Annotated in this window: 18 protein-coding genes, 1 pseudogene and 1 riboswitch; of the genes and pseudogenes, 14 read left to right on the top strand and 5 right to left on the bottom strand. The window is 52.9% G+C overall.

The genetic code is table 11. From position 1 onward, the window contains the following. Window positions 1-114 precede the first annotated feature (114 nt). From J4772_RS00395 to J4772_RS00420, 6 genes are all read left to right on the top strand, one after another. On the top strand, window positions 115-3,972 hold the full coding sequence (locus J4772_RS00395) for a hypothetical protein (protein WP_247740960.1): 3,858 nt from the start codon (window positions 115-117) through the stop codon (window positions 3,970-3,972). Window positions 3,973-4,072: 100 nt separating this feature from the next. Then, window positions 4,073-5,059, top strand: coding sequence for an ABC transporter permease (locus tag J4772_RS00400; RefSeq protein ID WP_247740961.1), 987 nt, complete (start codon window positions 4,073-4,075; stop codon window positions 5,057-5,059). Between the two features lie 23 nt (window positions 5,060-5,082). Beyond that, window positions 5,083-5,964 (top strand): carbohydrate ABC transporter permease, encoded by an 882-nt coding sequence (locus tag J4772_RS00405; protein ID WP_209073726.1) that lies wholly within the window; start codon window positions 5,083-5,085, stop codon window positions 5,962-5,964. Window positions 5,965-6,005: 41 nt separating this feature from the next. Next, window positions 6,006-7,598, top strand: a complete 1,593-nt coding sequence (locus J4772_RS00410; RefSeq protein WP_209073727.1) for an extracellular solute-binding protein — start codon at window positions 6,006-6,008, stop codon at window positions 7,596-7,598. Between the two features lie 90 nt (window positions 7,599-7,688). Continuing rightward, complete coding sequence (locus tag J4772_RS00415) at window positions 7,689-9,452, top strand: sensor histidine kinase (protein WP_209073728.1); 1,764 nt, start codon at window positions 7,689-7,691, stop codon at window positions 9,450-9,452. After that, window positions 9,452-10,228: a response regulator transcription factor gene (locus tag J4772_RS00420; protein WP_246016676.1), complete on the top strand. Its 777-nt coding sequence runs from the start codon at window positions 9,452-9,454 to the stop codon at window positions 10,226-10,228. Before J4772_RS00415 ends, J4772_RS00420 begins: the two co-directional genes overlap by 1 nt. A 105-nt stretch (window positions 10,229-10,333) precedes the next feature. Here the strand turns inward: J4772_RS00420 and J4772_RS00425 are convergent, their stop codons facing one another. Both J4772_RS00425 and J4772_RS00430 read right to left on the bottom strand, forming a co-directional pair. Continuing rightward, a complete protein-coding gene (locus tag J4772_RS00425; protein ID WP_209073729.1) occupies window positions 10,334-11,053 on the bottom strand; it encodes a G1 family glutamic endopeptidase in 720 nt (239 codons plus the stop codon). A gap of 136 nt (window positions 11,054-11,189) precedes the next feature. Then, entirely contained in the window at window positions 11,190-13,052 is a 1,863-nt protein-coding gene (locus J4772_RS00430) for a patatin-like phospholipase family protein (protein ID WP_209073730.1), read from the bottom strand. A 109-nt stretch (window positions 13,053-13,161) separates the two neighbouring features. Here J4772_RS00430 and J4772_RS00435 point away from each other — a divergent pair. Then, window positions 13,162-13,419, top strand: a pseudogene (locus tag J4772_RS00435) (transposase); the annotation flags it as partial. Between the two features lie 122 nt (window positions 13,420-13,541). On the opposite strand, the gene J4772_RS00440 reads toward J4772_RS00435, so the two are convergent. Then, window positions 13,542-14,063: a hypothetical protein gene (locus J4772_RS00440; RefSeq protein WP_209073731.1), complete on the bottom strand. Its 522-nt coding sequence runs from the start codon at window positions 14,061-14,063 to the stop codon at window positions 13,542-13,544. A gap of 117 nt (window positions 14,064-14,180) precedes the next feature. Continuing rightward, window positions 14,181-15,218 carry a S1 family peptidase gene (locus tag J4772_RS00445; protein ID WP_209073732.1) on the bottom strand — a complete coding sequence of 346 codons (1,038 nt, stop codon included), beginning with the start codon at window positions 15,216-15,218 and terminating at the stop codon, window positions 14,181-14,183. A 512-nt stretch (window positions 15,219-15,730) separates the two neighbouring features. Here J4772_RS00445 and J4772_RS00450 point away from each other — a divergent pair. Together J4772_RS00450 and rsmI are read left to right on the top strand one after the other, a co-directional pair. Continuing rightward, a complete protein-coding gene (locus tag J4772_RS00450; RefSeq protein ID WP_209073733.1) occupies window positions 15,731-16,558 on the top strand; it encodes a tRNA1(Val) (adenine(37)-N6)-methyltransferase in 828 nt (275 codons plus the stop codon). Next, window positions 16,555-17,529, top strand: coding sequence for a 16S rRNA (cytidine(1402)-2'-O)-methyltransferase (rsmI, locus tag J4772_RS00455; RefSeq protein ID WP_209073734.1), 975 nt, complete (start codon window positions 16,555-16,557; stop codon window positions 17,527-17,529). Before J4772_RS00450 ends, rsmI begins: the two co-directional genes overlap by 4 nt. Before the next feature lie 126 nt (window positions 17,530-17,655). On the opposite strand, the gene J4772_RS00460 is transcribed toward rsmI, so the two are convergent. After that, window positions 17,656-17,910, bottom strand: coding sequence for an AbrB/MazE/SpoVT family DNA-binding domain-containing protein (locus J4772_RS00460; protein ID WP_027086730.1), 255 nt, complete (start codon window positions 17,908-17,910; stop codon window positions 17,656-17,658). Between the two features lie 328 nt (window positions 17,911-18,238). Between J4772_RS00460 and J4772_RS00465 the strand changes: the two genes are divergently transcribed. The 5 genes from J4772_RS00465 to rsmA all read left to right on the top strand — a co-directional run bounded on the left by J4772_RS00465 (window position 18,239) and on the right by rsmA (window position 23,859). Then, entirely contained in the window at window positions 18,239-19,531 is a 1,293-nt protein-coding gene (locus J4772_RS00465) for an HD domain-containing protein (RefSeq protein ID WP_209073735.1), read from the top strand. 114 nt (window positions 19,532-19,645) lie between these two features. Beyond that, window positions 19,646-20,422, top strand: a complete 777-nt coding sequence (locus J4772_RS00470; RefSeq protein ID WP_209076808.1) for a TatD family hydrolase — start codon at window positions 19,646-19,648, stop codon at window positions 20,420-20,422. 179 nt (window positions 20,423-20,601) lie between these two features. Next, a riboswitch (cyclic di-AMP (ydaO/yuaA leader) is annotated at window positions 20,602-20,819 on the top strand. A 279-nt stretch (window positions 20,820-21,098) separates the two neighbouring features. Beyond that, a complete protein-coding gene (locus J4772_RS00475; protein WP_209073736.1) occupies window positions 21,099-22,256 on the top strand; it encodes a resuscitation-promoting factor in 1,158 nt (385 codons plus the stop codon). A gap of 171 nt (window positions 22,257-22,427) precedes the next feature. After that, the gene (rnmV, locus tag J4772_RS00480; protein WP_209073737.1) at window positions 22,428-22,979 is read left to right on the top strand and encodes a ribonuclease M5; all 552 of its coding nucleotides are present in this window, start codon (window positions 22,428-22,430) and stop codon (window positions 22,977-22,979) included. A 4-nt stretch (window positions 22,980-22,983) separates the two neighbouring features. After that, window positions 22,984-23,859, top strand: coding sequence for a 16S rRNA (adenine(1518)-N(6)/adenine(1519)-N(6))-dimethyltransferase RsmA (rsmA, locus tag J4772_RS00485; protein ID WP_116063260.1), 876 nt, complete (start codon window positions 22,984-22,986; stop codon window positions 23,857-23,859). Window positions 23,860-23,935 lie beyond the last annotated feature (76 nt).

Raw genomic sequence — 23,935 nt, forward strand, 5'->3', positions numbered from 1 at the left:
GGATATCCGGATAATTAAGGCTTTTGGTTAAAAATGATCGCTATACATCGCTTTGAACAGGCTCCTAAGATAAGGGGTATGGAAAGCGAATTTACAGGCGAGCGAGGGTGAACGATGAGCATAGAACGATTGAAGCGACAGTTTAAATCCGCCGATCCGCGCTTCGGGCCTTTGCCTTTCTGGTGGTGGAGCGCGGAGGAAGTGACGGAAGAGCGCATCCGCTGGCAGCTGCGAAAATTCCGCGATGGCGGCTTGCGCAATATCGGTATTATCAATATTGCGCCGACCGGTCCCCAATACGGCAGCGTAAGCGACAACCCTTTCTACTTCAGCGAACGCTGGTGGGCGATGTTCGAAGCGGCTTTGCGGGAAGCGGAGAGGCTCGGCATGTATTTGTACTTCTATGATCAAATCGGTTTCTCCGGCTCGAACTTCCCGGCGAGAATCGTGGCCGAGCAACCGGAATGCGCCGGCTACGTCCTGCGCAGATTCGCCGCCGACGAACAGCTGCCCGAGGGCGCTACGCCGCTGCTGAGGACCGCGGAATATCAATACGCATCCGTTCGCCAAGGCTTTAACTGGCTGGACCCTTATGCTTGTTCCTTGCTGCTTGATCGCGTGCATGGGGAGTTCGAGCGCAGGTTCCCGCACGATCTGGGCCGGACGATCGCGGGGAGCTTCCAGGACGAGCTGCCGCCTCTGCCTTTGTGGACGCCGAAGCTGACGGAGCTATACGGGGAGAGATTCGGGGGGGATTTGCTATCCGAGCTGCCTGCGCTGTTTGAAGATCTGCCGGAGTCGGGGCGGGTGCGCAGAAACGTATACGAGCTGGGTGCGGAATTGGCCGAGCAGACCTTCTTCATTCCGATCTCGCAGTGGCACGACAAGCATCAAATGCTGCTGTGCTGCGACCAGGCCGGGTCAGCTCGGAAAGTCGACGTGCATGGCGCGCAGCGTCTGTACTTGGACTATATCCGAACGCATCGCTGGTACAATGCGGCGGGCTGCGATATGGACGGAGAGATTAAGCCGCATTCGTCGATGGTTCATCTGCACGGAGGCAAGCGCGTGTTCCTGGAGGCGTTTCATACGAGCGGGTGGGGCGGAACGCTGGAGGAAACGCTGCACTGGTTGATTCCCTGGTTTCAGGCGGGGGTAACGCTGTACAGCCCGCACTCGGTCTATTACAGCACGCGCGGCGGCTGGTGGGAGTGGGCGCCGCCCGATACAGGGTGGCGGCAGCCGTACTTCGAGCATTATTCGGTATTCGCCGACACCGTCAGCCGCATTTGTTCTCTGCTGAGCGAGGGAACGCATGTCGCGCCGATCGCGGTGCATTACCCATCCTATGCGGCCTCGGGCTATATGTCTTTAAGCGACGGTAAGAGCACCGATCATCCGATGCTGGTCGCCAATAAAGTGCCCAACGGCGAGATGGAGCATCTCCGCAGGGTGTATGCGGACGTAGCCGGTTTCAACGCCCGCAGGGACCAACATAAGCTTGGCGTTCTTAGGGAAGCCCGGCTGGATTTCGACGTCGTCGACGATTCGGCGTTGGAGAAAAGCAAGGTGGAAGAAGGCAAGCTGCGCATTGCGGACGAGACGTTCTCCGTCTTGCTGCTGTGCGGAACGACGAGGATGGACGAGGCGGCCCGCCGCCGGGTGGAGCGTTGGATCGAAGAAGGCGGATGGGTGATCGGGATCGAGGTGCCGGAGGATGATCCGGTGCTGAACGGAATCGTCAAGGTCGATTCCGCCACCTCCGCCGTCCAGCTTCTGAATGAGCGTATTCCTCGAATCGTGCAGGGGCCAGGCATGTCCCTTCATCGCCGCGTGGAGGATGCGGACGTCTTCTTGCTGCTTCCCGAAGAAGGTCGGCTGCTCGCGATGCACCAGCCTGCCGACGGGCGGACGGTTTTGCAAGAAAGCGCCGTCTATCGGCTGCGCACGCAAGGCCGGCCCCAGCTCTGGGACCCGGTCAGCGGAGACATTATTCCCGCGACGTACACGCGCGACGGCGAATGGGCGGAGCTGGAAGTAAGCTTCGCTTCTTGGCCTGCCGCATTGGTCGTCTGCCCCCGCGAGGAGGACCGCGGCGAGCCCGCATATCCTGCTGTTACGCCAACAACGGTCCTTCCTGCTAAATCCGTCGCGCTCTCCGCAGCGTCGGTCTGCCGCGAGCTGCCCTCCGAAGGTTGGCGGATTATGGCGGTGCCAACACTGGATAATCGCTATGGCGACTTCGACCTGCATGGGGAACGCACGCAGTATGCGCCGATCGAGCGACGGATGGTCCGGGTCCGTCAGGAGACAAACGAGGCGGAAGGGGAACGGGCGGGGTGGCAGCATCCCGATTGCGACGATGCTTCCTGGGCCGACCGCTTGTGGAGCGAGGCTGCCTATTGGCAGGCTTCCGGCGATGAGCGCTTCGAGCCCGGAGCCAGTCGACCGGTCGTGTACAGCCGTACGTTCGGCGACCACAGCTTTAGATCCTGGGCCGGCCGAATGGGACGAGTCCCGCGAAGATTCCTGAACCTCGGCGAAGTGGAGCAGGGCCGAACTGTATGGGCCCGCACTTATGTGCTTGCGCCTTCAGCCGGCCGCTATTGGATTCGTATCGAAAGCAATGCCGACATCGCGGGCCGGATCAACGACCGGGAAATCCAATGGCAGGGAGGCCCCGAGGAGCAGACCGCCTGGATCGAGCTAAATGTCGGACCCAATGAATTGAAGCTGCGGGTGAAGGCGATCGTCAGCGGCCTGGTTCGAGCCGGGGTAGAGGTTAACGCAGAGGCCAAGCCGCCGTTGCCCAAGTGGATCATGACGACGACCCCGAATGCCGGCTCCCGCTTGATCAAGACGATCGAGCCGCGCCCGGGCGCGTCCGTGGAGCGCGTCAGGCTCGTATTCGCAGCCAGAGGCCGGGTCGCTTTGTACGTGAACGATACCAAGGTGACGGAACACGGCGATTTTAACCCTTATATTCGCCAAGGACAAGAAGAGGCGGATGTGACTTCGCTATGGCGGGAGGGCGCGAACGAGATCCGGTTCGAGCTGCCCGAAGGCGCCGGCGAGGTGCTAGCGGACGGGGTCATCGAGCAGGAGAACGGGCAACAAACGGCGTTCTGCACCGGAGAGGACTGGCTCGACGAATCCGGCCATGCGGCAGCCATCCTTCATGAAGCCGTGCTGCAATTCGCGGAAACCGAGACGCTGTGGCTGTCTCCTCGGCCGCATCCGCTTCCGGGCGTCGGCTGGCTCATGCCGCACTCCGTTCCGGACCCGGAGCCGCTGCCGTTCCAAGGCGATCCGACTGCGATCGGCCGCCCTGTATGGGTACGGCTACCGCTCCCTATTGGCGCTTCAGGCATGACCGTGATCGCGGCGGGTTCCATGCGAGTATGGATTTCCGGCAAGGAGGTCCCTGCGCGTGACGGCTGCGCCGAGTTTCCTCCTCAGAAGGCGGGAGCGATCGCGGCTATTCGAATCGAACCGTCCGGTCCCTGCTCGGATGCCGACGTCCTGCTTGCGCCGATCCGCTTCAAGCTTTCCCCTGCGCCGGGCCCATTGGGCGATTGGCGAACGGCGCTTGCCCTGCCGCATCACAGCGGCGCGGTCGAATATGAACGAATCGTCGAATTGCCGGCCTCCGGGCGGGCGATCCTGGATCTGGGCCATGTCCGAGGCACCGCCGAGGTATGGCTGGACGGGCGCCCGATGGGCGTCCGGGCATGGCGGCCCTACCGCTTCGATCTGGGGGAAGGACCGGAGGAAGGAGCGCATCGTTTGCGCATTCGCATAACGAACACACTGGGCGCGCATTATGAAACGGGAAGGCCTTCGCACAATGTAGGAGGCAGCACAGATCCCAAAGTATCGTATTGGAACAGCGGCATCGATCAGACCTGGCAGCATCATTTTGCCGCAGGGGGGCTGCACGGACCTGTTCGAATAAGCCAAGAAACATCTTAAAATCGAACATCAGATTTGAAGAATGAACAATTGAGCGTTTCCGGCGCGTATTGTAACCTCGAATTAAGGCTGCAATACGCGCTGATAAGGAGTGGATCGATTGAAGCAGCAACTGGCAAAGGAATACGCGACGACAAAATCGGATCATTCCATTCGTCTTGTATGGAAGCGCTTTAGACAACAGAAGTACATGCAACTATTCGTATGGCTTGGCCTGATCTCTCTGTTTATCTTTCATTACCTTCCGATGTTCGGTATTCTGATCGCGTTTAAGAACTATAAGATCGCTTCCGGCATTTCCGGGATTTTCACCAGCGAATGGGTGGGACTGAAATATTTCAAAGAGTTCGTAAACAGTTATAACTTCAAGACGATCGTCGTCAATACGCTAGGGATCAGTTTTCTTAAACTCATCTTCGCCTTTCCGATCCCGATCTTGCTGGCTCTCATGCTTAACGAAGTGAAGGACGGCCTATTCAAGCGGGCGGTGCAGACGGCCAGTTATCTTCCTCACTTCATTTCCTGGGTTGTTGTGGCCGGGCTCGCTTCGGTATTCCTGTCTGAGAACAGCGGCATTTTCAACAACTTCCTGATGGGATTGGGATTGATCAAGGAGCCGATCGCCTTCCTGTCCGATCCGGGCAACTTCTGGGGGATGGCTGTCGGAACCGCAGTATGGAAAGAATCCGGCTGGTGGACGATCATCTTCCTGGCCGCCGTCAGCGGCATCTCGCCCGCATTGTACGAGGCGGCGCATATCGACGGGGCCGGGCGCCTGCGCCGGATTTGGCATATTACGCTTCCCGGCATCAGGGGAACAACCATCGTCGTGCTGATTCTGGCCCTCGGAAGCCTGCTTGGCGGCGGGCTGGTCGGCTCCAACTTCGAACAAGCCTTCCTGCTCGGAAACGCCGTGAACGCGGACAAATCGGAAATCCTGCAAACGTACGCGTTTAAGGTAGGGCTGTCCCAGGGACGCTACTCCTTCGCTACCGCTATCGATTTGCTGCAGGCCGTCATCTCCGTCATCTTGATTTTCGGCAGCAACTGGATTTCGAAGAAAACAACCAAATCGGGCTTGTTCTAGACGGGTAAGAGAGGAGGGACACCATGAGAAAAAGAACGCTCGAGGACTATTCCGTGGATACGTTCATTTACGCTTTGCTGATCGTCATCTTTATCGTCACTGCTTACCCTTTCTATTATTTATTCATCATCTCCTTCAATAACGGACTGGATACCGGACTGGGAGGGATTTACTTCTGGCCCCGGGACTTTACGTTGGCCAACTACGAGAAGATTATGGGCGATGCGAAATGGACGCTGGCCTTCTTCGTCACGGTGGCGAGAACGGGAGTCGGAACGCTGATCGGCGTCGTTTTTACTTGCCTTGTCTCCTACGGATTGGCGCATAAGGATCTAGTATTCAAGAAAATCTACTTTTCTCTGTTCGTTATCGGCATGTACGTATCCGGGGGATTAATTCCGTTTTATATTATCCTAAGGCACATGCACTTGCTGAATACGTTCTGGGTATACGTCGTTCCATCCATGCTGAATATTTTCTTCCTGTTTATCGCCGTATCGTTCTTCCGGGAAATTCCCTCGGAATTGCGGGAGGCCGCGACGATCGACGGCGCGAACGACTTGAGGATTTTCCGCTCGCTCATCGTGCCCATATCCAAGCCTCTCATGGCGACGATGGCGCTGTTCCTGGGCGTGGGACAATGGAATGCCTGGCTCGATTCGGCCTATTACGTGCAAAATGAGAATCTGAGGACGCTGACCTATCGGATGATCGAAGTCATCAATAGAGGCAACATTCCGACGGATGCGGTCAGTATCGAATATGCGGCCAATGCCGTCAAGGTAACCACGTATTCGCTGCAGGTAACGTCGATGGTCGTGGCCGTCGTACCGATCATGATCGTGTACCCGTTCCTGCAAAAATATTTTGTCAAAGGTGCGATGATCGGCGCGGTTAAAGGCTGATTCTCGATAGATGCAATCATTCAACGGGAGGGTTCATGCAAATGAAAAAGAATACCGGCAAAGCTTTGAAATCGCTGGGGCTGCTCGCGCTTATCGGGTCCTTGCTTACGGCCTGTTCTTCGGGAGGCAGCAACGCTCCGGCCTCGTCCGGCGCTAGTCCGTCCGCTCCAGGAGCAACACAAACGGAGGACGGCGGAGCAGAGACGGTCAAGGATCTTGGAGAAATTACTTTGTTCGTCGATCACCCCTGGTGGCCGATGACCGAATGGAAGGGTAAAATCCCCGAAGAAATCTCGAAGAGAACCGGCATCAAGGTGAACGTGCAGATCGCCGCCGACGCGCAGCAGCTCCCGCTAATGATCGCGTCCGGCTCGCAAATGCCGGACATCGTTTACACGTACAACAACCATCAATCGATGTCCAATCCGGATATTTCGTATACTTGGGACGAACTGATCGACGAGTATCAACTGAAGGACTTCGAAATCAATCCGATTGTCAGAGCCGTTAACGCGACGAAGGACGGCAGCCTGTACACGTATCGCAACGGCTACATGACCCCCGATGAATCGGCGGCATGCGACAAGTGCTTGAATCCGGGCCAGGGCCTGTCGGTACGCGCGGATATTATGGAGGCGCTCGGCAATCCGAAGCTGGAGACGCTGGACGACTACCTGAAGATTCTTGGACAAGTCAAGACGAAGTATCCGGATCTCATTCCGGCGGTCATTACCCCAGGGGAAGCGGGAAGCTACTTGCGCGTTCAGCACGGCGTGCCCCGGTTCGGCTTCTACAACGCAGGCGACGACCAGGCGAAATACTTCATCAATCATCCGGAGCAGGAAGCGTTTTACCTGTATGTGAACAAGCTCTATCGCGAAGGCTACATCGTTGCGGAGAACTTCACCTGGCAGGAGCGGACGGAGGCGGAAAATCAGATTTTGAACGGAAAAGCCTTCTCTCTGATCAACGCGTCCGGAGACTCGGAAACGTTGAACCCCCGTTTGGAATCGAACGGGAAGGAATTCCGGATGACGCAGGTCGTTCAAAATCTGGGTCCCAATCCGAAGGTGTACTCGAACGGAATCGGATGGTCGGGCATGTACGTGCCGAAAACGGCGAAAAACAAGGAAGCTGCGATTAAATTCATCCAGTATATGTACAGTATCGAGGGGCAGCGTCTGGCCTCCTGGGGCATCGAAGGCGAGGACTGGACGATGCATGCCGACGGCTATCCGGTATTCAACTTCGACTCGAAGGATCAGGACAAACAGGTGCAGATGGGCGTCGTATGGTGGGGCATTCTGGCCGACAAGGGGGAAACCTCCAGCTTGCAGCGTTACGTTCCGGATTCCGCGTCGACGGAGGCTATGATGGAATTGAAGAAGGTGACGGTGGGCGATTCGCTGTTCGGCAAGGTCGTGCCTGCGGCCGACTCGGATGAGCAGGTCATTCAGGCCAATATCGACAACATGATCAAGAACGAAGAAATGAAAATTTATTTGGCCAAATCCGAAGAGGACGCCAAGTCCGCGTTCAAGGCGATGCTGGACAAGACGAAGGACATCGGAATCGACCGGTTGGAAGAGTGGGCGACGAAGGAGTATAATGAAGCCAAATCGTTAATGAAGTAACTTAATCGATCGATGATCTTGGACACAGGGTAAGGTTCTTCGGAGCCTTACCCGACTTGTCATTTTACACCGGGAAGCGATGGGATCGTCTTGATTCGATATCTAAAGAGCGTACGAATCGTTCACAAAATGATTTTCGGCTACATTTTGCTGGTGCTTCTGCCTGTTGTCCTATCGGGAGCGTATCTGTACCATCAATTCAATTCGAATGTTGTGAACGACTTCTCTCAGGCTAAGCAGCAATTGATTATACAGGCTTCGAACAGTTTGAGGGTCAGTCTGACCCAGGTGGAATCCATCCATTCCCTGTTCCAGCACAATTCTCAGATGCTAGAATATTTGAAAGGGCTTTATCAGACGCCCGGAGACTACGTCTATTATTTCCTGAAGGATATACGGCCGATCTTCACGTTCGCCAATAACTCGAATCCTTCAATTGAATCCGTTCGGTTGTACAAGACGAAGCAGGCGGTCATGCCGGTGGGCAAAGAGATCAGCGATCTTCTCAAGGAGGAATCGCAAGAGGCCAGGGACGTGTCCCAGGAGCTGAAGATCAATCAGAAGCGGTGGATCACGCAATCGTCGCTTTCTTCCGGCCTTCCCGAATTACTCTTTTATCAGAATCTGTATACCGAAAATTACACGAATCGCCTAGGCATTCTTGAAATCAGGGTAAACGACCGAATTATCGGCGATTTTGTGGAGGCTGTCGTGAGCGGCGACAGTATGGGGACGGTTGTTTTAAAGGGAGATGAAAGCGTATACGAGAATCGGGGGGAGCAGCTCAAGCCCGATGCGTATCATGCGATTTTGGACAAAATCCGGAATCGCACAGCCCCGGAGCAGACGGCCTGGAGCGAGCGGGGCATACTGGTGAATGCTCTGGACATCCCGGACTTGCAGCTGAAGTTTTATTTCATGTCGTCCACCGACGAGCTGTTCTCGGACTTGTCCAAGCAGACGAAAAATCTGGCCTGGATTATGGGCGGCTTGCTACTTCTTCTCTCTGCCGTCTATTACGCGATCGCTTCCGTGTTGACGAAGCGGATTTTGAACCTGACCAAACATATGCGAAGAGTGGACGAGAACAATCTGACGCCTTTCGAGGATAAGGGCAACAGCGATGAGATCGGCTTCCTGATTCTTTCCTATAACTCTTTGATTCTTAGAATCGATGAGTTGCTTAACACCGTTCACAAAGCGGAGTTGATGAAAAAAGAGGCCGACTACCTGGTGCTGCAGGCTCAGGTAAAGCCTCATTTTCTCTACAATACGTTGGAATCAATCCGCATGCTCGCCGAGATCAACGACGATAACGAGGTCGTCGATGCCATCTATTCCCTGGGTAAGCTTCTTCGCTACAGTCTGTCGTCACAGGAGAACGAATCGACGCTGCAGAAAGAGCTGGCCAACGTAACTCACTATTTGGACGTTCATAAGCCGCGCTTGATGGAGCTGCTTCAATACGATATCCAGGTTCGAACGGAGATTGACGACATGCGCTGCCCGCGATTCATTTTGCAGCCGCTGCTGGAGAATTGCATTAACCACGGCATTGCCAAGAGGAGAGGCAAGGGCGAGATTGTAGTAATCGTTGATCGGGAAGACGATACGATTCTCATTGAAATATCGGACAATGGAGCGGGGATCCCCGAGGAGAGGCTGAAGGTGATCCGCGATGTGTTGGACAACAAGGCCGATCGGAGCGTGCTGCAGACGGAAGATTCAGGGCTCGGACTCTACAACGTAAGCGAAAGGATAATGGCGTTTTACGGGGAAGGCTCGGGCTTGACCATCGAGAGTGCCGTCGGTCAGGGAACGACTTATATCCTGAGATTGGGAGTGAATCGATAATGAACTTGATGATCGTGGATGACGAGCCGTTTATTCATAAGGGACTTATCAATATTATTGAAAAAGGCAGCACTCCTTGTTCGGCCATCGTATGCGCTTACGATGGCATCGAGGCTCTGGATAAAATGCGGGATTTCAAGCCGGACCTGGTCATAACCGATATTCAGATGCCGGAGATGAACGGCCTTGAACTGATCCGGGAAGCGAAAAGCCGGGATCTGTGCAAGCGATTCATCCTTCTGACCGGCTTCGACCATACCGAGTATTTGCGGAAAGCGATTCGCTGCCAGGTGATCGATTACTTGCTGAAGCCGATCAACAAAATCGAGCTATACGATGTTCTGTCCAACGTCTCGATCGAGCTAGTAAGCGAAGCATCGGCCCGTCAAGCTTCTTGGGCGGGCACCGGGGATGAAGATCCGGTCTTCGCCCGAATGGAGAACGGCAATCAGATGTCCAGAAACGTAGAGAAAATCATTCATTATATCCATGAGAACTATGCGTTAGATCTGTCCCTGGATCAGGTCGCAGAGCACGTATATTTGCATCCTAACTATATCAGCTCCTTGTTTCGCAAGGAGACGGGAATCACCTTCATTCATTATTTGCACCTGTATCGGATCCAGAAAGCCAAGCAGCTTATAAACAAGCATCAGGAGATGCCCTTGCAGCAAATCTCGGAGAAGGTCGGGTATGAGAATGTGCGCCATTTTTTCAGTATTTTCAAAAAGCATTGCGGGGTGACTCCGGGTGATTACCGGGCCAGCAAGCATTAAACGCCCCAATTATTCTTATTAAAAAGCATCCGCCCGAACGGTAGATGCTTTTTTGGGCTTATTGCAACACGGTGTGTTCGGCTTCGCTAAGGCGCTTGAAGACGGTCAACGCTTGCATCGGGGAGGCTTGGGAAGCCTGGAACCGTAAGCGACGTAGAAACCGTTTTTTGTTTTGTTCGGAAGGGAAGGGGTCGAGACGATTCGGCCTTGCTGAACCATGATCCCTCGGTTGCTCGGCTTCAGGTTCGCGCTGCGGCGATTTATTTTGCCGCTGTAGAATCTGATTTTGCCGTAGTTGGCCAATGTCGTGATTTCACTGCCGATAGAAGGAGCCTCCATCACCCACTCTGCTGTCGCAGCCGGTCCGGCGTATGTCTGAATCGTTTTGAACGTCCAGCCCTTCGTCTTGTTGCGCAGCAGAATCAGCCATTTGCGATTCGGAAGTTTGCGGATTTGTGCGAAGATCAGGTCTCCCGGCGAGACAGGGCGATTGATGCGGGTTTCGGGAGCGGGCAGGATTTCCCACCAGGGGTAGTATACGGTCTTCCCGTTGATCGTGTCGTGCTCGGTGCCCGTCTGAATCAGGAACGGATTCTCGAAGCCGTCGATCCCGATCCAGGCTGAAGAAAACCGATCCTGTTTGCTCGGCTTTACTTGGGGAACGACCCAGTAGGCCGAAATCTGACGATATGCGTTTTTCCTCCCACTGATCGCATATCCCGACCAATTGCTTGATATCCATCCGGGAGCAATGCTGCGGGAAGGTCGTGCGGCAGAGGAAACGGGACGAAGCGGAGCGGAGCCTTTCCGTTGATTTTTCGCCAAATCTACACCGCCTTTACAGGTTTGGTATAAAGGTATTCCTCCCTGTGAAAGACGGAAACGGACAACTACCCTCGAAGCCCTTTATCCGGTTGATTTCGACCTTTGTTTATCTTCCTGCCACCCGGCAATTATCGGACTAGTCAGCGTTTACCGATCCGATTTTCTTTTTAATCGTAGCCACCGCTTCGCGTGTTGCTTTTTCGCCCAACTGGATTAAGGAAGGGGAAGCTTTAAACGATAACGCGTTTACTCCTAGATCGGGATGCAGCACAACGTCGGCTAACTGCAGCTCCTCTTGCCTGATTTTCTCGCTCATGATTTCGATCGTATTGAGAATGGAGGCAATAAAATGTTTAGGCGCTTTTTTCGTCGACGAAGACAAGCTGACATCGACCGCGATCACGACATCCGCCCCCATGCTTCTCGCAAGAGCGACCGGTACAGCATGGACCACTCCTCCGTCAATCAGTAGGCGATTGCCCAAGGTGACCGGCTTAATGATTCCGGGAATCGCCGTGGAGGCGCATATCGCATGAGAGACTCTTCCTTTGTTCAGAATGTGGGTCTCTCCGGTTAGCGCATTGGCGGCGACAGCGGCAAACGGAATCCGCAGATCCTCGAAATCGACCGGCCCGATGTATTTCTCCACGAACCGGATCATTCGATGGTTGCTGGCGAATGCTTTCGGATGCAGCATGAATTGAACGAGCTGTCTCCAGCGCACCGTCGGCAATACTCTTTCGAATGCGGAGATCGGCTGGCCGCCGGCATAGAGAGCGCCGATAAATGCGCCTACGCTCGTTCCCGCAATCAAATCGACCGGTATTTGCTCCTCCTCCAGCACCTTTAAGATGCCTACGTGAGCTGCGCCGCGGACGGAGCCGCTACCAAGAGCCAGACCGACGGTCGGCCTCGTTCCCGGCTTGCGCGGCCCGCTGAACCGCAGATGGGAGTTGCGTATCGTGCTTCCTCTGCTTAACAGAAGGGCTTCTTCGAGCAGCTTTTTGAGTTCTTCGACATTGCCTTTAAGGAACGGGAACATCTGAATCATCCGCATGGCGCTCTCTGTGATCGCATCGCAAGGGTTGGCTGCGCCAGCCTTCGTTAAGAAATAATTAACAAGCTCCGGGATATCGTCGGTTCTCTCCCGCAACGGTTCTACGTGAATTTGTTGAATTTCCGCATCAAGGGGGCGCAAGGCCGTCATGATGATCCGGCATTCTTCCGACGCCTGGAGCAGGCGGTGAAGAACATTCTCGGGCAATGCTTCAGCATGCTTCAGGATGAGACTTCCGCCTTTGGCGGCATGGGCTTTTCGATTCCACTCGTCCCAATTGAAATCGATCCCGCTTATCGTAAGCAACGGATAATTCCGACGATGAGACCCGTCATGCAGCCGATAGGCGATATGAAGCTTCCCTACGCCCTTCTCTCCGACCAGGCATACAGGGCGCTCTTGAACGGACAGCCGTTCCAGCTCATGCCTCAGATTGCGCATATAAGGGCTGCTCCCGATCAACGGCCCGTATCCGTTCTGCCTCTGCTGTTCCATTTCGCGGAGTACGACGAAGCTTCGGGCATGCTCCTCCATGACCCGATCATTCGATCTGCGAATCCGGACGATCATGCTTTCCATCACTTGTTGGCGAAAAGCGGCGCTTTTGTCCATGAGCATCATCAAGCCGTCGCGCTGCAAGGATAACGTTCTGACCTGCCCCTGGGCTCTTATCGAAGCGCTTACGGTTTCCCCGGTTAGACAAGACATTTCGCCGAAGAAATGCCCTCTGCTTAACTCGGCCAAGGTTACCGGAACCTCGTTTTCGATGTACACAACGACGACTCCGGACAGGAGAATATGAAAGCGATCGCTTGTCTGTCCCATGTGCAAAATAATCGTTCCATCCGAATACTCGGTTTCCGTCAAATAGGGAAACAGAGCTTGCATGTCCGTCGTTTCCATTTGATCGATGATGGGATATTGTCGGAGTTTCTCAAGCACCAGCGTAGCCTCTCCTTTCACAACTGCACTAACGCACGAAAGACAATGATCATTAATCTTAGCAGCTTAATGTGTCGGGAAGATGTCGAAAGGTTCATTGGCGGTCGAGCAGAAAGTTGTCACTAGGCATGTGTGGGAGGACAGTAAGGAATGGGTTCGACTGAATCGTCTCAGTCGCTCCGGCAAGTATTTATATCGCCTTCGTTACCAAACGATTGAGCGAAGCTTTGCAGACGCAAAAGAGCTGCACGGGCTTTGCTATTGCCGTTTCCGAGACAAGCGAAGCTTGCAGGAGCAGGCATTAATGACGGCAACGGCACAGAATATAAAGAAGATCGCCCTCCACCTGGCCAAGAAGGCCAAGTAGAGGGCGATTATAGTTTGAGACAGCGATATTGGTCGTCTCATCTCATTTCTTGGGCTTGAAATCCTTGAAAAGAGGATTCTCATCCAATAAACTATAAGCTCTTTCTAGGGGCGTATTTAAGATCATAGTTGAATGCGAGCATCGGTTATTTGGTATTCAATAAACGGGAAATCAATTTCTTTCTTAATAAAATCTTCAACTGATTTATTGTCCTGATGTAACGTGATATTTATTTTATTTTCTTTTTCATCTATACCTACAACCTGAACTGGTTGATTTTCAGTAAGTGATACTATTTGCTCGAAAACTTCATTCAATTCTTTGTAAGAGTATTCAACGTAATGAACCTTTATTTTTGAGATATCAATATTTAGTTCGTTAGGAGCAACTCCCATTACTAAGTTAATATTCAAAACATTTTGATCGTCAAGATACGCCCCTGCGAACTTATCTGCATGACTTTTCCTTAGTTCTTCTACGAATTTAAGATTATCCGCCTCCGGTCGGGGAATACCTTGTTCAAAATTGTCTTGCAACAAATTATCATCACCTGATTCATGTTTAAATTGGTTTTGAACAAACCATAACACTACAATGAAGATAAGAATGAGAATAATTGTGAAGCTTAACTTGTTAATCTTCAACGCCGTCCCCCCATTTATGAAGGTATTTAACTAACTGAGGCTGTTTATCTTGAATGATGGAAAGAATGAACAATCCGACCGTTAAAGAAAATTAACGGTCGGTAGCAACATAGATACTTACAGATTTGAGAGATTTAAAGTAGCGAATATTTTATCAACGCGTGTAAAATACGAGGAGGAAGTACCGGAGACCCAAGCGCCTCCTACCAACGTGCTTGCAGATTGAACACCTGTAATGGCATAATCCGCACTTGCACTTCCTGTATACCGGAAGTATGCTACGCCAGCACCGCTATCGCCAGGGATAGCTTTATAGTTGGCTTGAACACCATTGGTAATCGTGACTGTTGATCCATTCGGCTTTTGCGCGTCGTATGTTACGTTTACAGCCAGAATAGTTCCTGTTTGTTTACCCGATACAGCGCCGTAAGCATATATTGTCTTACCTACAATCAAGTTTGCCGTATCCGTTAGTGCGTAACTATAGGTGTCTCCATTTGTAAACTTATTGGAACCATAATAATCAGTTTCCCAAACCCACCAGCCCTTATATGCCTTGAAGAAGGCGGCATCTACTGCAGCGCCGAAGTAAGTATAGCTTTGATGAGCCACAGTATTACTGCCAATTTTTGCAGCAGTTCCATTTGAAAAGACTCCGTGTCCTGCAGTTACAAATCCATCATTTCCGCTTGCGTCCTTTGCACCAAAGCCAACTGTAAGCCCCAGATCTAACCCCGAACCATTGAGAATATCAGCGGTAAAAACCAATTCCCCTACAGTTTTTTGAAAGTCAGCTATTTCCGGATCGATATATTTGCTGATAGCTTGAATCTTTTGATCATCCAGTTCTTTCACATGAATGGAGAGCTTATTTTGTATTTCATCAATACCGACTTGTGAGATGCTTAATTCTGCCAGCTTGTCTTGCAGGGCAAGAAGCCCCTTTTCCAGCTCTGCATAGGTGTATTTTACCTGATGATACTTTATATCTTCGGCTGCAGTCAAAGTTTTGAGTTTTGCAACATCCCCAACAACGTTTACATTTAAAATACCTTCATTGTCAATGTAAACACCGGCATACGAATCATTGGCGCTCTTGTTAAACTCCAGTGCTTTTTGCAGTTGGACATTGTTTTCAATTGCCTTTTGTTCCAATCGTTCTCGTGCAACTAACTCCGCGTTTGGATTCCGGTCTTCAGCAGCCGAAGTTATTCCGATTACTGTACTGACAATAAGCAAAATGGATAGAATGGAAAGAATAAATTATTTCATTATTTTACCTCCAAGTCTTTAATGGGTAATTATAAGCAACTGTTCAGCCAACAAAAGATTGACTCCAATGTGAAAAATAAATGCCTACCGTCAGTCCCCTCCCTTCCTGAATTTGCATTCTGTTCCAGTTAGGAAGCAATTCTTCATGCTGTCTATATAAAGATAACGTCTGAACAAAACAAATGTAACACCTAAAAATAAATTTTTATGGGGAAATTTGGGTGTGGACGAATATCTTGTCTGAATTGAATACATTCCGATATACCACTTGTCCCCGACAGGATGAAGTATATACCGATCGATTAGATACGAACACCGCCAACAAGCGTTTGCGATCAAGCCTCGAATCAAGTAAGCTAAGTGGCGTAAGCACTTAGAAGAGGAAGGTGCGACTCGTGAGCGCTGAAGAGGAGCTAATTCTGCAGCCTGGAGAAAGGCTGGACGATCTATTGACTCATCATTTGAAAATCATTCAAAGTCCCGAAGTGTTCAGTTTCTCGCTGGACGCGGTGCTGCTCGCTCGGTTTGCCTCCGTACCGCCAAGAGGGCGCATTCTCGATTTGTGTACAGGCAACGGCGTTATTCCGATGCTGCTTACGACACGAACCGAAGCAAAAGTGGACGGCATCGAGATTCAGCCCCGGCTCGCCGACATGGCGCGAAGAAGCGTATCGTTGAACCGTCTGGACGACCGGGTACATATTATAGAAGGCGATTTGCGCGAATGGAAGCTCGAAGGCGAGCTATACGATGCAGTTACGGTTAATCCGCCGTATTTACCGGTCGCGAGCGGCGATCGCAAAGACAATCTTCATCAGGCAATGGCCCGCCACGAGGTCGGCTGCAAGCTGGAGGACGTCGTCGCGGCCTGCGCCAGGAGCGTGAAGGCGGGCGGCAAGGTTGCGATGGTTCATCGTCCGAGCCGGTTGGTCGATATTATCGATCTGATGCGCCGTTACCGCATTGAACCGAAGCGGATACGCTTCGTGCACCCCCGCAGGGAAGCGGAAGCGAACATGATATTAATAGAAGGAACTCGCGACGGCCGACCTGAGGTTAGACTCTTGCCGCCACTGATCGTCTATGAAGAGGACGGGGAGTATACGCCGGAGCTGTTGGCCGTATTTTACGGACAAGCGGCGGAACTGCCGGACTTCAAACGCCCTAACGGGCGAGCGCCGTCGGTTAAGGAAAAGCGGACTGGAGGGGAGGAGCTAACATGAACGAAGCTACAACAAACAGAGACGGGATCGACTCGGGAGAGGCAGCAAGAGCAAGCTTTGCGCAGGCCACTGTCCAGAAGAGCTTCGCCGCGCGCGAGAAGCCGGGGACGCTGTACTTGGTAGCGACGCCGATCGGCAATCTGGAGGATATGACGTTTCGCGCGATCCGCACATTAAAAGAGGTGCAACTGATCGCGGCCGAGGATACGAGGCAGACGCGCAAGCTGCTGACGCATTTCGAAATCCAGAACCGGCTTGTCAGCTATCACGAGCATAACCGGGAAGCAAGCGGTCCCGAATTAATCCGTCTGCTTCTGGAAGGTCAGAGCATTGCGCTTGTCAGCGATGCGGGTATTCCCGCGATCTCCGACCCGGGGGCGGACTTGGCGAGGGACGCGGCAGCCGTCGGCATTCCCGTCGTGCCGATTCCGGGGGCGAACGCCGCTCTGTCGGCGCTGATCGTCTCCGGCCTCCCGACCGATCGCTTCCTGTTCGTCGGCTTTCCGCCGCGCGATCGGAAGGGCGTGCACAAGCTGCTCGACAGCTTGCAGGGCGAGAGCGGGACGCTGATTTTATACGAATCTCCCCACCGACTGAAAAAAACCGTAGCTGCGATCGTCGAGCGATGGGGCGGCCGAAAAATGGCTATCGTACGCGAACTGACTAAGAAGCACGAGGAAGTCGTAAGGGGAACGGTTGAGGCCTGTCTGGCGCATGTCGAGCAGAACGCTCCGCTCGGGGAGTGCTGTATATTAATAGAAGGAACGCGTTCGGAAAACGGAATTCGAGCAGGAGACGACGCGGAACAGGTCGGCTTGTGGTGGACTTCCGTATCGCTTGGGCAGCATGTTGCGCATTACGAGGCGGCCGGACAATCGCGTAAGGAAGCGATGAAATCAACGGCGACGGATCGGGGAATATCGAAGCGAGACGTCTATCAGGCGCTGCTTGAAAAGAACGAAGACGAGTAAATGGGGTACAAGTAAGTAAGACGAAAAAAATCCCCTCCCGAGATCGACATCGAGAGGGGGCAAGGAGTATAAAAAGGTTCGAATTAACAATAATTAGAATACAAATTTTATTATAAACTATTTTCTCTAATTTGTCACAGGGGAAGGTAAATCCTTCAAACATTCTCTGCAAACAATTTTTCCTTTGAAGTAAGTAACGTTCTCCGCGTTGCCGCAGAAGATGCACGCAGGCTCGTATTTCTTAAGCATAATGCGCTCGCCGTCTACATAAATCTCCAGCGCGTCTTTCTCTCCAATGCCAAGTGTGCGGCGAAGCTCGATCGGAATAACCACCCGTCCCAACTCATCGACTTTACGTACGATACCGGTAGATTTCATCATTTGGTAATACCCCTCTCGTATGATTAAAATAAATACAAAACGAACATAGATCCTGTGCCTGTTCGTTGTCGCCAGTTTTCGACAAAGTTCTCTCTTTTCCGAACTCTATCGTACCAACCTTTCCCAAAAAAGTCAACCTGAAAGCGCGCAAGAAATGCTTAAAATTCTTAAATATCGTCTGAAAATCCTCTCAGGAATGGTGATTTTCTAAAAAAAGCTCGTTAAGACGGTCAAAAGTATAAGGAAAACGAAATTCGACAATATTCGACATAAACCGATTTTTTCAACGACACTTTGTCGAAAAATGACCATGATGAGGTGATGTTCCATGTTATCGAGATTACACGAGGAGAAGGTTTTCAAAGATCCTGTGCATCATTCCATTTACGTGCAGGATCTGACCGTCTGGAAGCTCATCAATACGTCGGAGTTCCAGCGACTCAGAAGAATCCGCCAACTAGGCACCTCCTATCTTACGTTTCATGGGGCAGAGCACAGCCGGTTTTCCCATTCGTTGGGTGTATATGAAATTACAAGGAAAGTGATTTCTCAGTTTGAGCGTAATGGATACAGCGATTGGCCGCAAGAGGAAAAATTGCTCAGTCTTTGTGCTTCTTTGTTGCATGATGTCGGACATGGCCCATTTTCGCATTCTATTGAACAAATCTTCGGTACGGACCATGAAGAGTGGACCTGCGAAGTGGTCTTAGGGGATACCGGAATTAACCGCGTACTGCGCGAAATCGATGACCGATTTCCGGACAAGGTTGCCGCGGTGATCCGCAAGAAATACGAAAAACCGATTGTAGTCAGCCTCGTATCCAGCCAACTGGATGCGGATCGGATGGATTACTTGCTGCGCGATGCTTATTTCACGGGAGTGAACTACGGCACGTTTGATCTGGACCGCATTTTGCGAGTGCTGCGCCCCTTCCAGGGGAAAATCGTCGTTAAGGACAGCGGGATGCACGCCGTCGAAGATTACTTAATGTCAAGATACCAAATGTATTGGCAGGTTTATTTTCACCCTGTCACCCGCAGCTCGGAAATATTGCTTCGGCAAATTTTCCGGAGAGCGAGCGAGCTTCTCGCGTCCGGCTACGCATTCTCCTTTATGCTTGACCCGATCCGGGCTTTGCTGTCCGGCTCCGTCACGCTGGCGCAGTACATGCGACTCGACGAGGCGATGGTGCAGACGGCTTTCGGCGAGTGGGCGGGCGAACGCGACGATTTGCTCGCGGATCTATGCCGGCGCTTCTTGAACCGGAGGCTGTACAAGTATGCTCCGCTGACCGGAGAGGACAGAGGGTGGCTAGAAGATGTTCGCGGCGAGTGGCGAAGGATCGGCCTCGATCCGTCCTATCATATGGAAGTCGACAAGCCCGAGGATTCCCCGTATGACGTCTATAAGCCGGGGGTGCTGCCGGACAGTAAGGAGAAGCCTCCGATTTTGCTGTTGGACAAGCGGGAGGAGCTGACGGAAATTTCGGCAGCCTCCGATATTATTCGCTCGATCGCCGGCTTGCACCGAGGCAATGATTACATTTATTATCCGGAGGAGCGAGTGCTTCCTCACGCTCATTTGCTCAGTTCCGAGACACGCGCCAGGTTGTCTATATAATAGAAGAAAGTGATTTCGATCACACATAAAATTCGACGTCGAGTATGCTTTATGAGATGCTTCGTGATCAAAATTGGACTTTTTGAACAACCTCTCGAAAAAGGAGACATTATGATGCTTTTTGATACCCATGCTCACCTCGATTCTCACAAGTTCGACAGCGAACGAGATGAAGTGATAGAACGCGCGTTGGCCGCCGGCGTAGACACGATCGTCAATATCGGGTTCAACCGCGAGACGATTCCCACGACGATGGCGTTGACGGAGAAATACCCGTTTATTTATGCGGCGGTTGGGTGGCATCCGACCGATGCCGTCGACATGAAGCTGGAAGAGGATTTGGCCTGGATCGAGCGACTCTGCACCACTCATCCGAAAGTCGTCGCGATCGGCGAAATCGGACTTGATTATTATTGGGACACATCGCCGAAAGACGTTCAGCAGACAGTGTTTCGCGAACAAATTCGACTGGCCCGGCGGATCGGAAAACCTATCGTGATTCATAATCGGGACGCACACGAGGACATTGTAAAATTATTGAAGGAGGAGCGGGCTTCCGAGGTCGGGGGAATTATGCACTGCTTCTCCGGAAGTTGGGAGACGGCCCAAATATGCCTGGATATGAATTTCCATATTTCCTTCGGGGGACCGGTTACATTCAAAAATGCAAGGGTTCCCAAAGAGGTTTTGGAAAGGGTTCCATTGGACCGTTTGCTGATCGAAACCGATGCCCCCTATTTGACTCCTCACCCCCATCGAGGGAAGCGAAATGAGTCCGCTTACGTGCGTCTGATCGCAGAGACGGCAGCGGAAATAAAAGGCGTTTCTCTGGAAGAAATTGCAAAAATAACAGGCGATAACGCCAGACGCTGTTTTGGGATAACGAGATAAACGGAAGAAACGGGAGAAAAACAAGCCGCTTCGAAGAAAAAACTGGCTTTTGATGCGATAATCGCGCAAGTTCCCTTCGATTTTCCGTAAAAACGGCTAAATTCGTCGGATGAGCCGTCTTTACACTGTTATCGCGCAGAGGTTATGATCATCAACAGAAAGTTCGAATATGACATTCCTTTTCCAGTGCGCTTAATCTCCCGAACGGGAGAGTGGGGGACCCAACGCGGCGACGATCTTGATGAGCGTCCAATGCGGTCCGAGCAATCTTGGGGTGAATGCGGCAAGTGTCGGGATGGCGGCTCTATCTGAGTGACGCGTCAGGCATGCAGCCGTTAGGGCAACTCTCTTTGCCCGAATCCGACAGCTAACCCCGCAAGCGTGATAGAGAGAGGTCACCCTCGTGCCGCTACAGTACTTAGCTTATTTTCAATCATGCGGAAGCCACGAACAGTCCTCTGTCTCGATGGCTTTTTGTGTTGCCAACACAACTGCTCAGGGTAACATGCTCTCATGTGAGTATTCTGAACTGGGGAAGGCGGCGTCTGATCGATCCAGCCGAAATCCGCGAAAATTTCGGGTCTGATCGCCAGGTGTCGTTAACCATTTTGGATTAGTCGCGTCAGACAACATCATGCATTACAGTCGACGGCGGGCTATGAAGGAGGAACGAGATATGGGCGCAATTCCTATTCAGGAAACCCATGATCCACGACCGACCGGCAAGCTTTTCGCACTGCGTTGGAAGCATGAGCATTTGCGTGCAGCGCTATTGGCCGCAATTCTCGTTTTTGCCATCTCCATCATGTTCATTTCGTTGCTGCAGAAGGCGGCAATCAAGAACATTACGATCATCGACAACGGCGTCTCGAAGGCGATCTCTACGAAAACCTCGGACGTGCTCGGCTTGCTCGAAGAGCAGGGCATCTACATCGGGCCTAACGATCATCTCTCAATGGCGGCTACGGCCAGCTTGGAAGAGGGAAGCCGATTGATTATCGACCGGGCGGTAGGCGTTATGATCAAAGCGGATGGCAAACAGCAAGTCGCTTATTCAAGCGAAGATACCGTTGGGGGAGTCATCAAGGCGTTAAACCTCAATCTATCCGAGAATGACCGCGTCGTTCCGGAGCTTGACAGTCCTTTGCGGGAAGGTATGACCGTATCGGTCGTTCGCGTGCGCAAAGAGGTTACAGAGACCCAGCGCCCGATCGCCTTCAAGGTTGTGGAGAAGAAGAGCGAGGAGCTTGAAGAAGGCAAGACGAAGGTCGTGACCGAAGGCAAACAAGGCATGGTCGTCTATAAAACCGAGAAGGTTTACGAGAACGGCAAGCTGGTCAGCCAGGAAATGATCGAGAAGACGATTGCCAAGCCGGCTGTACAGCAGGTTGTCGCAATCGGAACGAAGAAGAAGGCCGAAGTGGCTTTGGCGTCGTTCAGCGGACCGCCGACAGCGGGAGAAGCGAAAGTCGTCAAGCTGAACGGCAAGAGCGTCAAAGTAAAACGAATGCTGAGCAACGTGACGTTGACGGCGTATTCGGCAGGGTTCGCATCTACGGGTAAATCCAAAGGAGACGACGGCTACGGTATCACCCGAACCGGAACGACCGTGAAGGAAGGCCGCACGGTTGCTGTGGATCCGAAAGTGATTCCGCTCGGCTGGTGGGTGTACATCGAAGGGATCGGCTTCCGCCGCGCCGAAGATACGGGCGGAGCCGTCAAAGGCAAGAAAATCGATGTCTACTTCGATAGCGAATCGCACGTCAACAAGTTTGGATTAAAACGCGGGTATACGGTGTACGTGATCGGGCCGGTCAAGCCGTCCGCGGATTAGCCGGCATCGCTCGGCTTCGATCCAATAGAGCTTTGCGTCGGGAAGAGCCTCTGGGCTCTTCCCGATTTTTGTTGCGCAGCAGTGCGGAAGGGAGGGTTCGGGACTTGCCCTTCGTACCATTCTCGTATACGCTTGAAGGAAAAGCACGGATTAAAGGCGGAATGAAAACGAATGATTCGAGAAATGATTGTCGTGGAGGGAAAGGATGACACGACGGCGGTCAAGCGGGCCGTAAACGCCGATACGATCGAGACGGGCGGCTCGGCGATCGGAGAGGACGTGCTTGTGCGGATCGAGCTTGCGCAAGCACGCAGAGGCGTCATCGTCCTCACCGACCCGGACGCTCCGGGGGAACGTATCCGCAAGATCGTCTCCGAGCGCGTTCCGGACTGCAAGCATGCCTTTCTGACGAAGGACGAGGCGCGAGGCCGCAGGGGCATCGGCGTGGAGCACGCATCCGATGAAGCGATTCGCCGGGCGCTGGAGAGGGTGCGCGGACCGGAGGCGGCCACCGACGTGCCTGCGGAGATCGAGTGGAACGACCTGCTGGCCGCCGGGCTGATCGTACACGCCTCATCTGCGGGCCGCAGAGAGCGTATGGGAGAGATTCTGGGCATAGGCTACGCAAACGGCAAACAATTTTACAAGAGATGCCTCATGTTCCGGATTACGAAGGCCGAATTTCAAGCGGCGCTGGAGCAGTTGGAGCAGGAAGGACGATAAAGGCATGAAGGAGATCGCCACATCAAACCGGACGCGCGAAATTATTCGCAAGCACGGGTTTACGTTCAAAAAGAGTCTCGGCCAAAACTTTCTGATTGATGGGAATGTGCTCGACCAGATCATTGCTGCGGCCGGGCTGGACGAGACGCGAGGAGCGCTGGAGGTCGGCCCGGGAATCGGATCGTTGACCGAGAGGCTCGCCAAGTCCGCCGGCAAGGTGACGGCGGTGGAGATCGATCGGAGGTTGATTCCGATCCTGAAGGACGTCTTGGCTCCTTACGAGCATGTCAGCATCGTCCAAAGCGATATTCTGAAAACCGATCTGCATGCGCTCTGGCAAGAGCATTTCACCGGTCTGGCGGGCGTCAGCGTCGTAGCGAATCTTCCGTACTACGTGACGACGCCGATCATCATGAAGCTGCTGGAGGACAAGCTGCCGATTGAGAACATCGTCGTTATGGTGCAGAAGGAAGTTGCCTTGAGAATGTCCGCCAAGCCGGGCGGCAAAGATTACGGCAGCTTGAGCATCGCCGTTCAGTACTACTGCGAGCCGGAGTTGGTATGCATCGTTCCGGGCAAAGCGTTTATTCCCGAGCCGAATGTGGATTCGGCGGTCATCAGGCTGAAACGGCGCCCCGAACCGGCCGTCAGCGTGCCGGACGAGGAGAAGTTTTTCCGCGTTGTTCAGACATCGTTTGCGCAGCGGCGCAAGACGCTGGCGAACAATTTGTCCGCGCTATCCGGCAAGGAGCGCAAAGCCGAGCTCGGCGACCTGCTTAGGGAGATCGGCGTACAACCGGAGCGGAGGGCGGAGACGTTGTCTCTGGAGGAGTTCGCAGCCGTATGCGAGGCTCTGACCCGCAGCGGCATGCTCGCATAAAAACGCGGCCGATAGCCGTTAAAACCGTCCCCCCGGACGCGCACCCATCCGACTCCGACTCCATAGGATAGACGGA

Origin of the sequence: Cohnella sp. LGH, assembly GCF_017671885.1 — a bacterium.
Classification (GTDB): Bacteria; Bacillota; Bacilli; order Paenibacillales; family Paenibacillaceae; genus Cohnella; species Cohnella phaseoli.

Bases quoted from the DNA above. Each gene is read 5' to 3' on its own strand.
- J4772_RS00395 (WP_247740960.1), top strand. From the start codon at position 115: ATGAGCATAGAACGATTGAAGCGACAGTTTAAATCCGCCGATCCGCGC.
- J4772_RS00405 (WP_209073726.1), top strand. From the start codon at position 5,083: ATGAGAAAAAGAACGCTCGAGGACTATTCCGTGGATACGTTCATTTAC.
- J4772_RS00410 (WP_209073727.1), top strand. From the start codon at position 6,006: ATGAAAAAGAATACCGGCAAAGCTTTGAAATCGCTGGGGCTGCTCGCG.
- J4772_RS00420 (WP_246016676.1), top strand. From the start codon at position 9,452: ATGAACTTGATGATCGTGGATGACGAGCCGTTTATTCATAAGGGACTT.
- rsmI (WP_209073734.1), top strand. From the start codon at position 16,555: ATGAACGAAGCTACAACAAACAGAGACGGGATCGACTCGGGAGAGGCA.
- J4772_RS00460 (WP_027086730.1), bottom strand. From the start codon at position 17,910: ATGATGAAATCTACCGGTATCGTACGTAAAGTCGATGAGTTGGGACGG.
- J4772_RS00465 (WP_209073735.1), top strand. From the start codon at position 18,239: ATGTTATCGAGATTACACGAGGAGAAGGTTTTCAAAGATCCTGTGCAT.
- J4772_RS00470 (WP_209076808.1), top strand. From the start codon at position 19,646: ATGCTTTTTGATACCCATGCTCACCTCGATTCTCACAAGTTCGACAGC.
- J4772_RS00475 (WP_209073736.1), top strand. From the start codon at position 21,099: ATGGGCGCAATTCCTATTCAGGAAACCCATGATCCACGACCGACCGGC.
- rnmV (WP_209073737.1), top strand. From the start codon at position 22,428: ATGATTCGAGAAATGATTGTCGTGGAGGGAAAGGATGACACGACGGCG.
- rsmA (WP_116063260.1), top strand. From the start codon at position 22,984: ATGAAGGAGATCGCCACATCAAACCGGACGCGCGAAATTATTCGCAAG.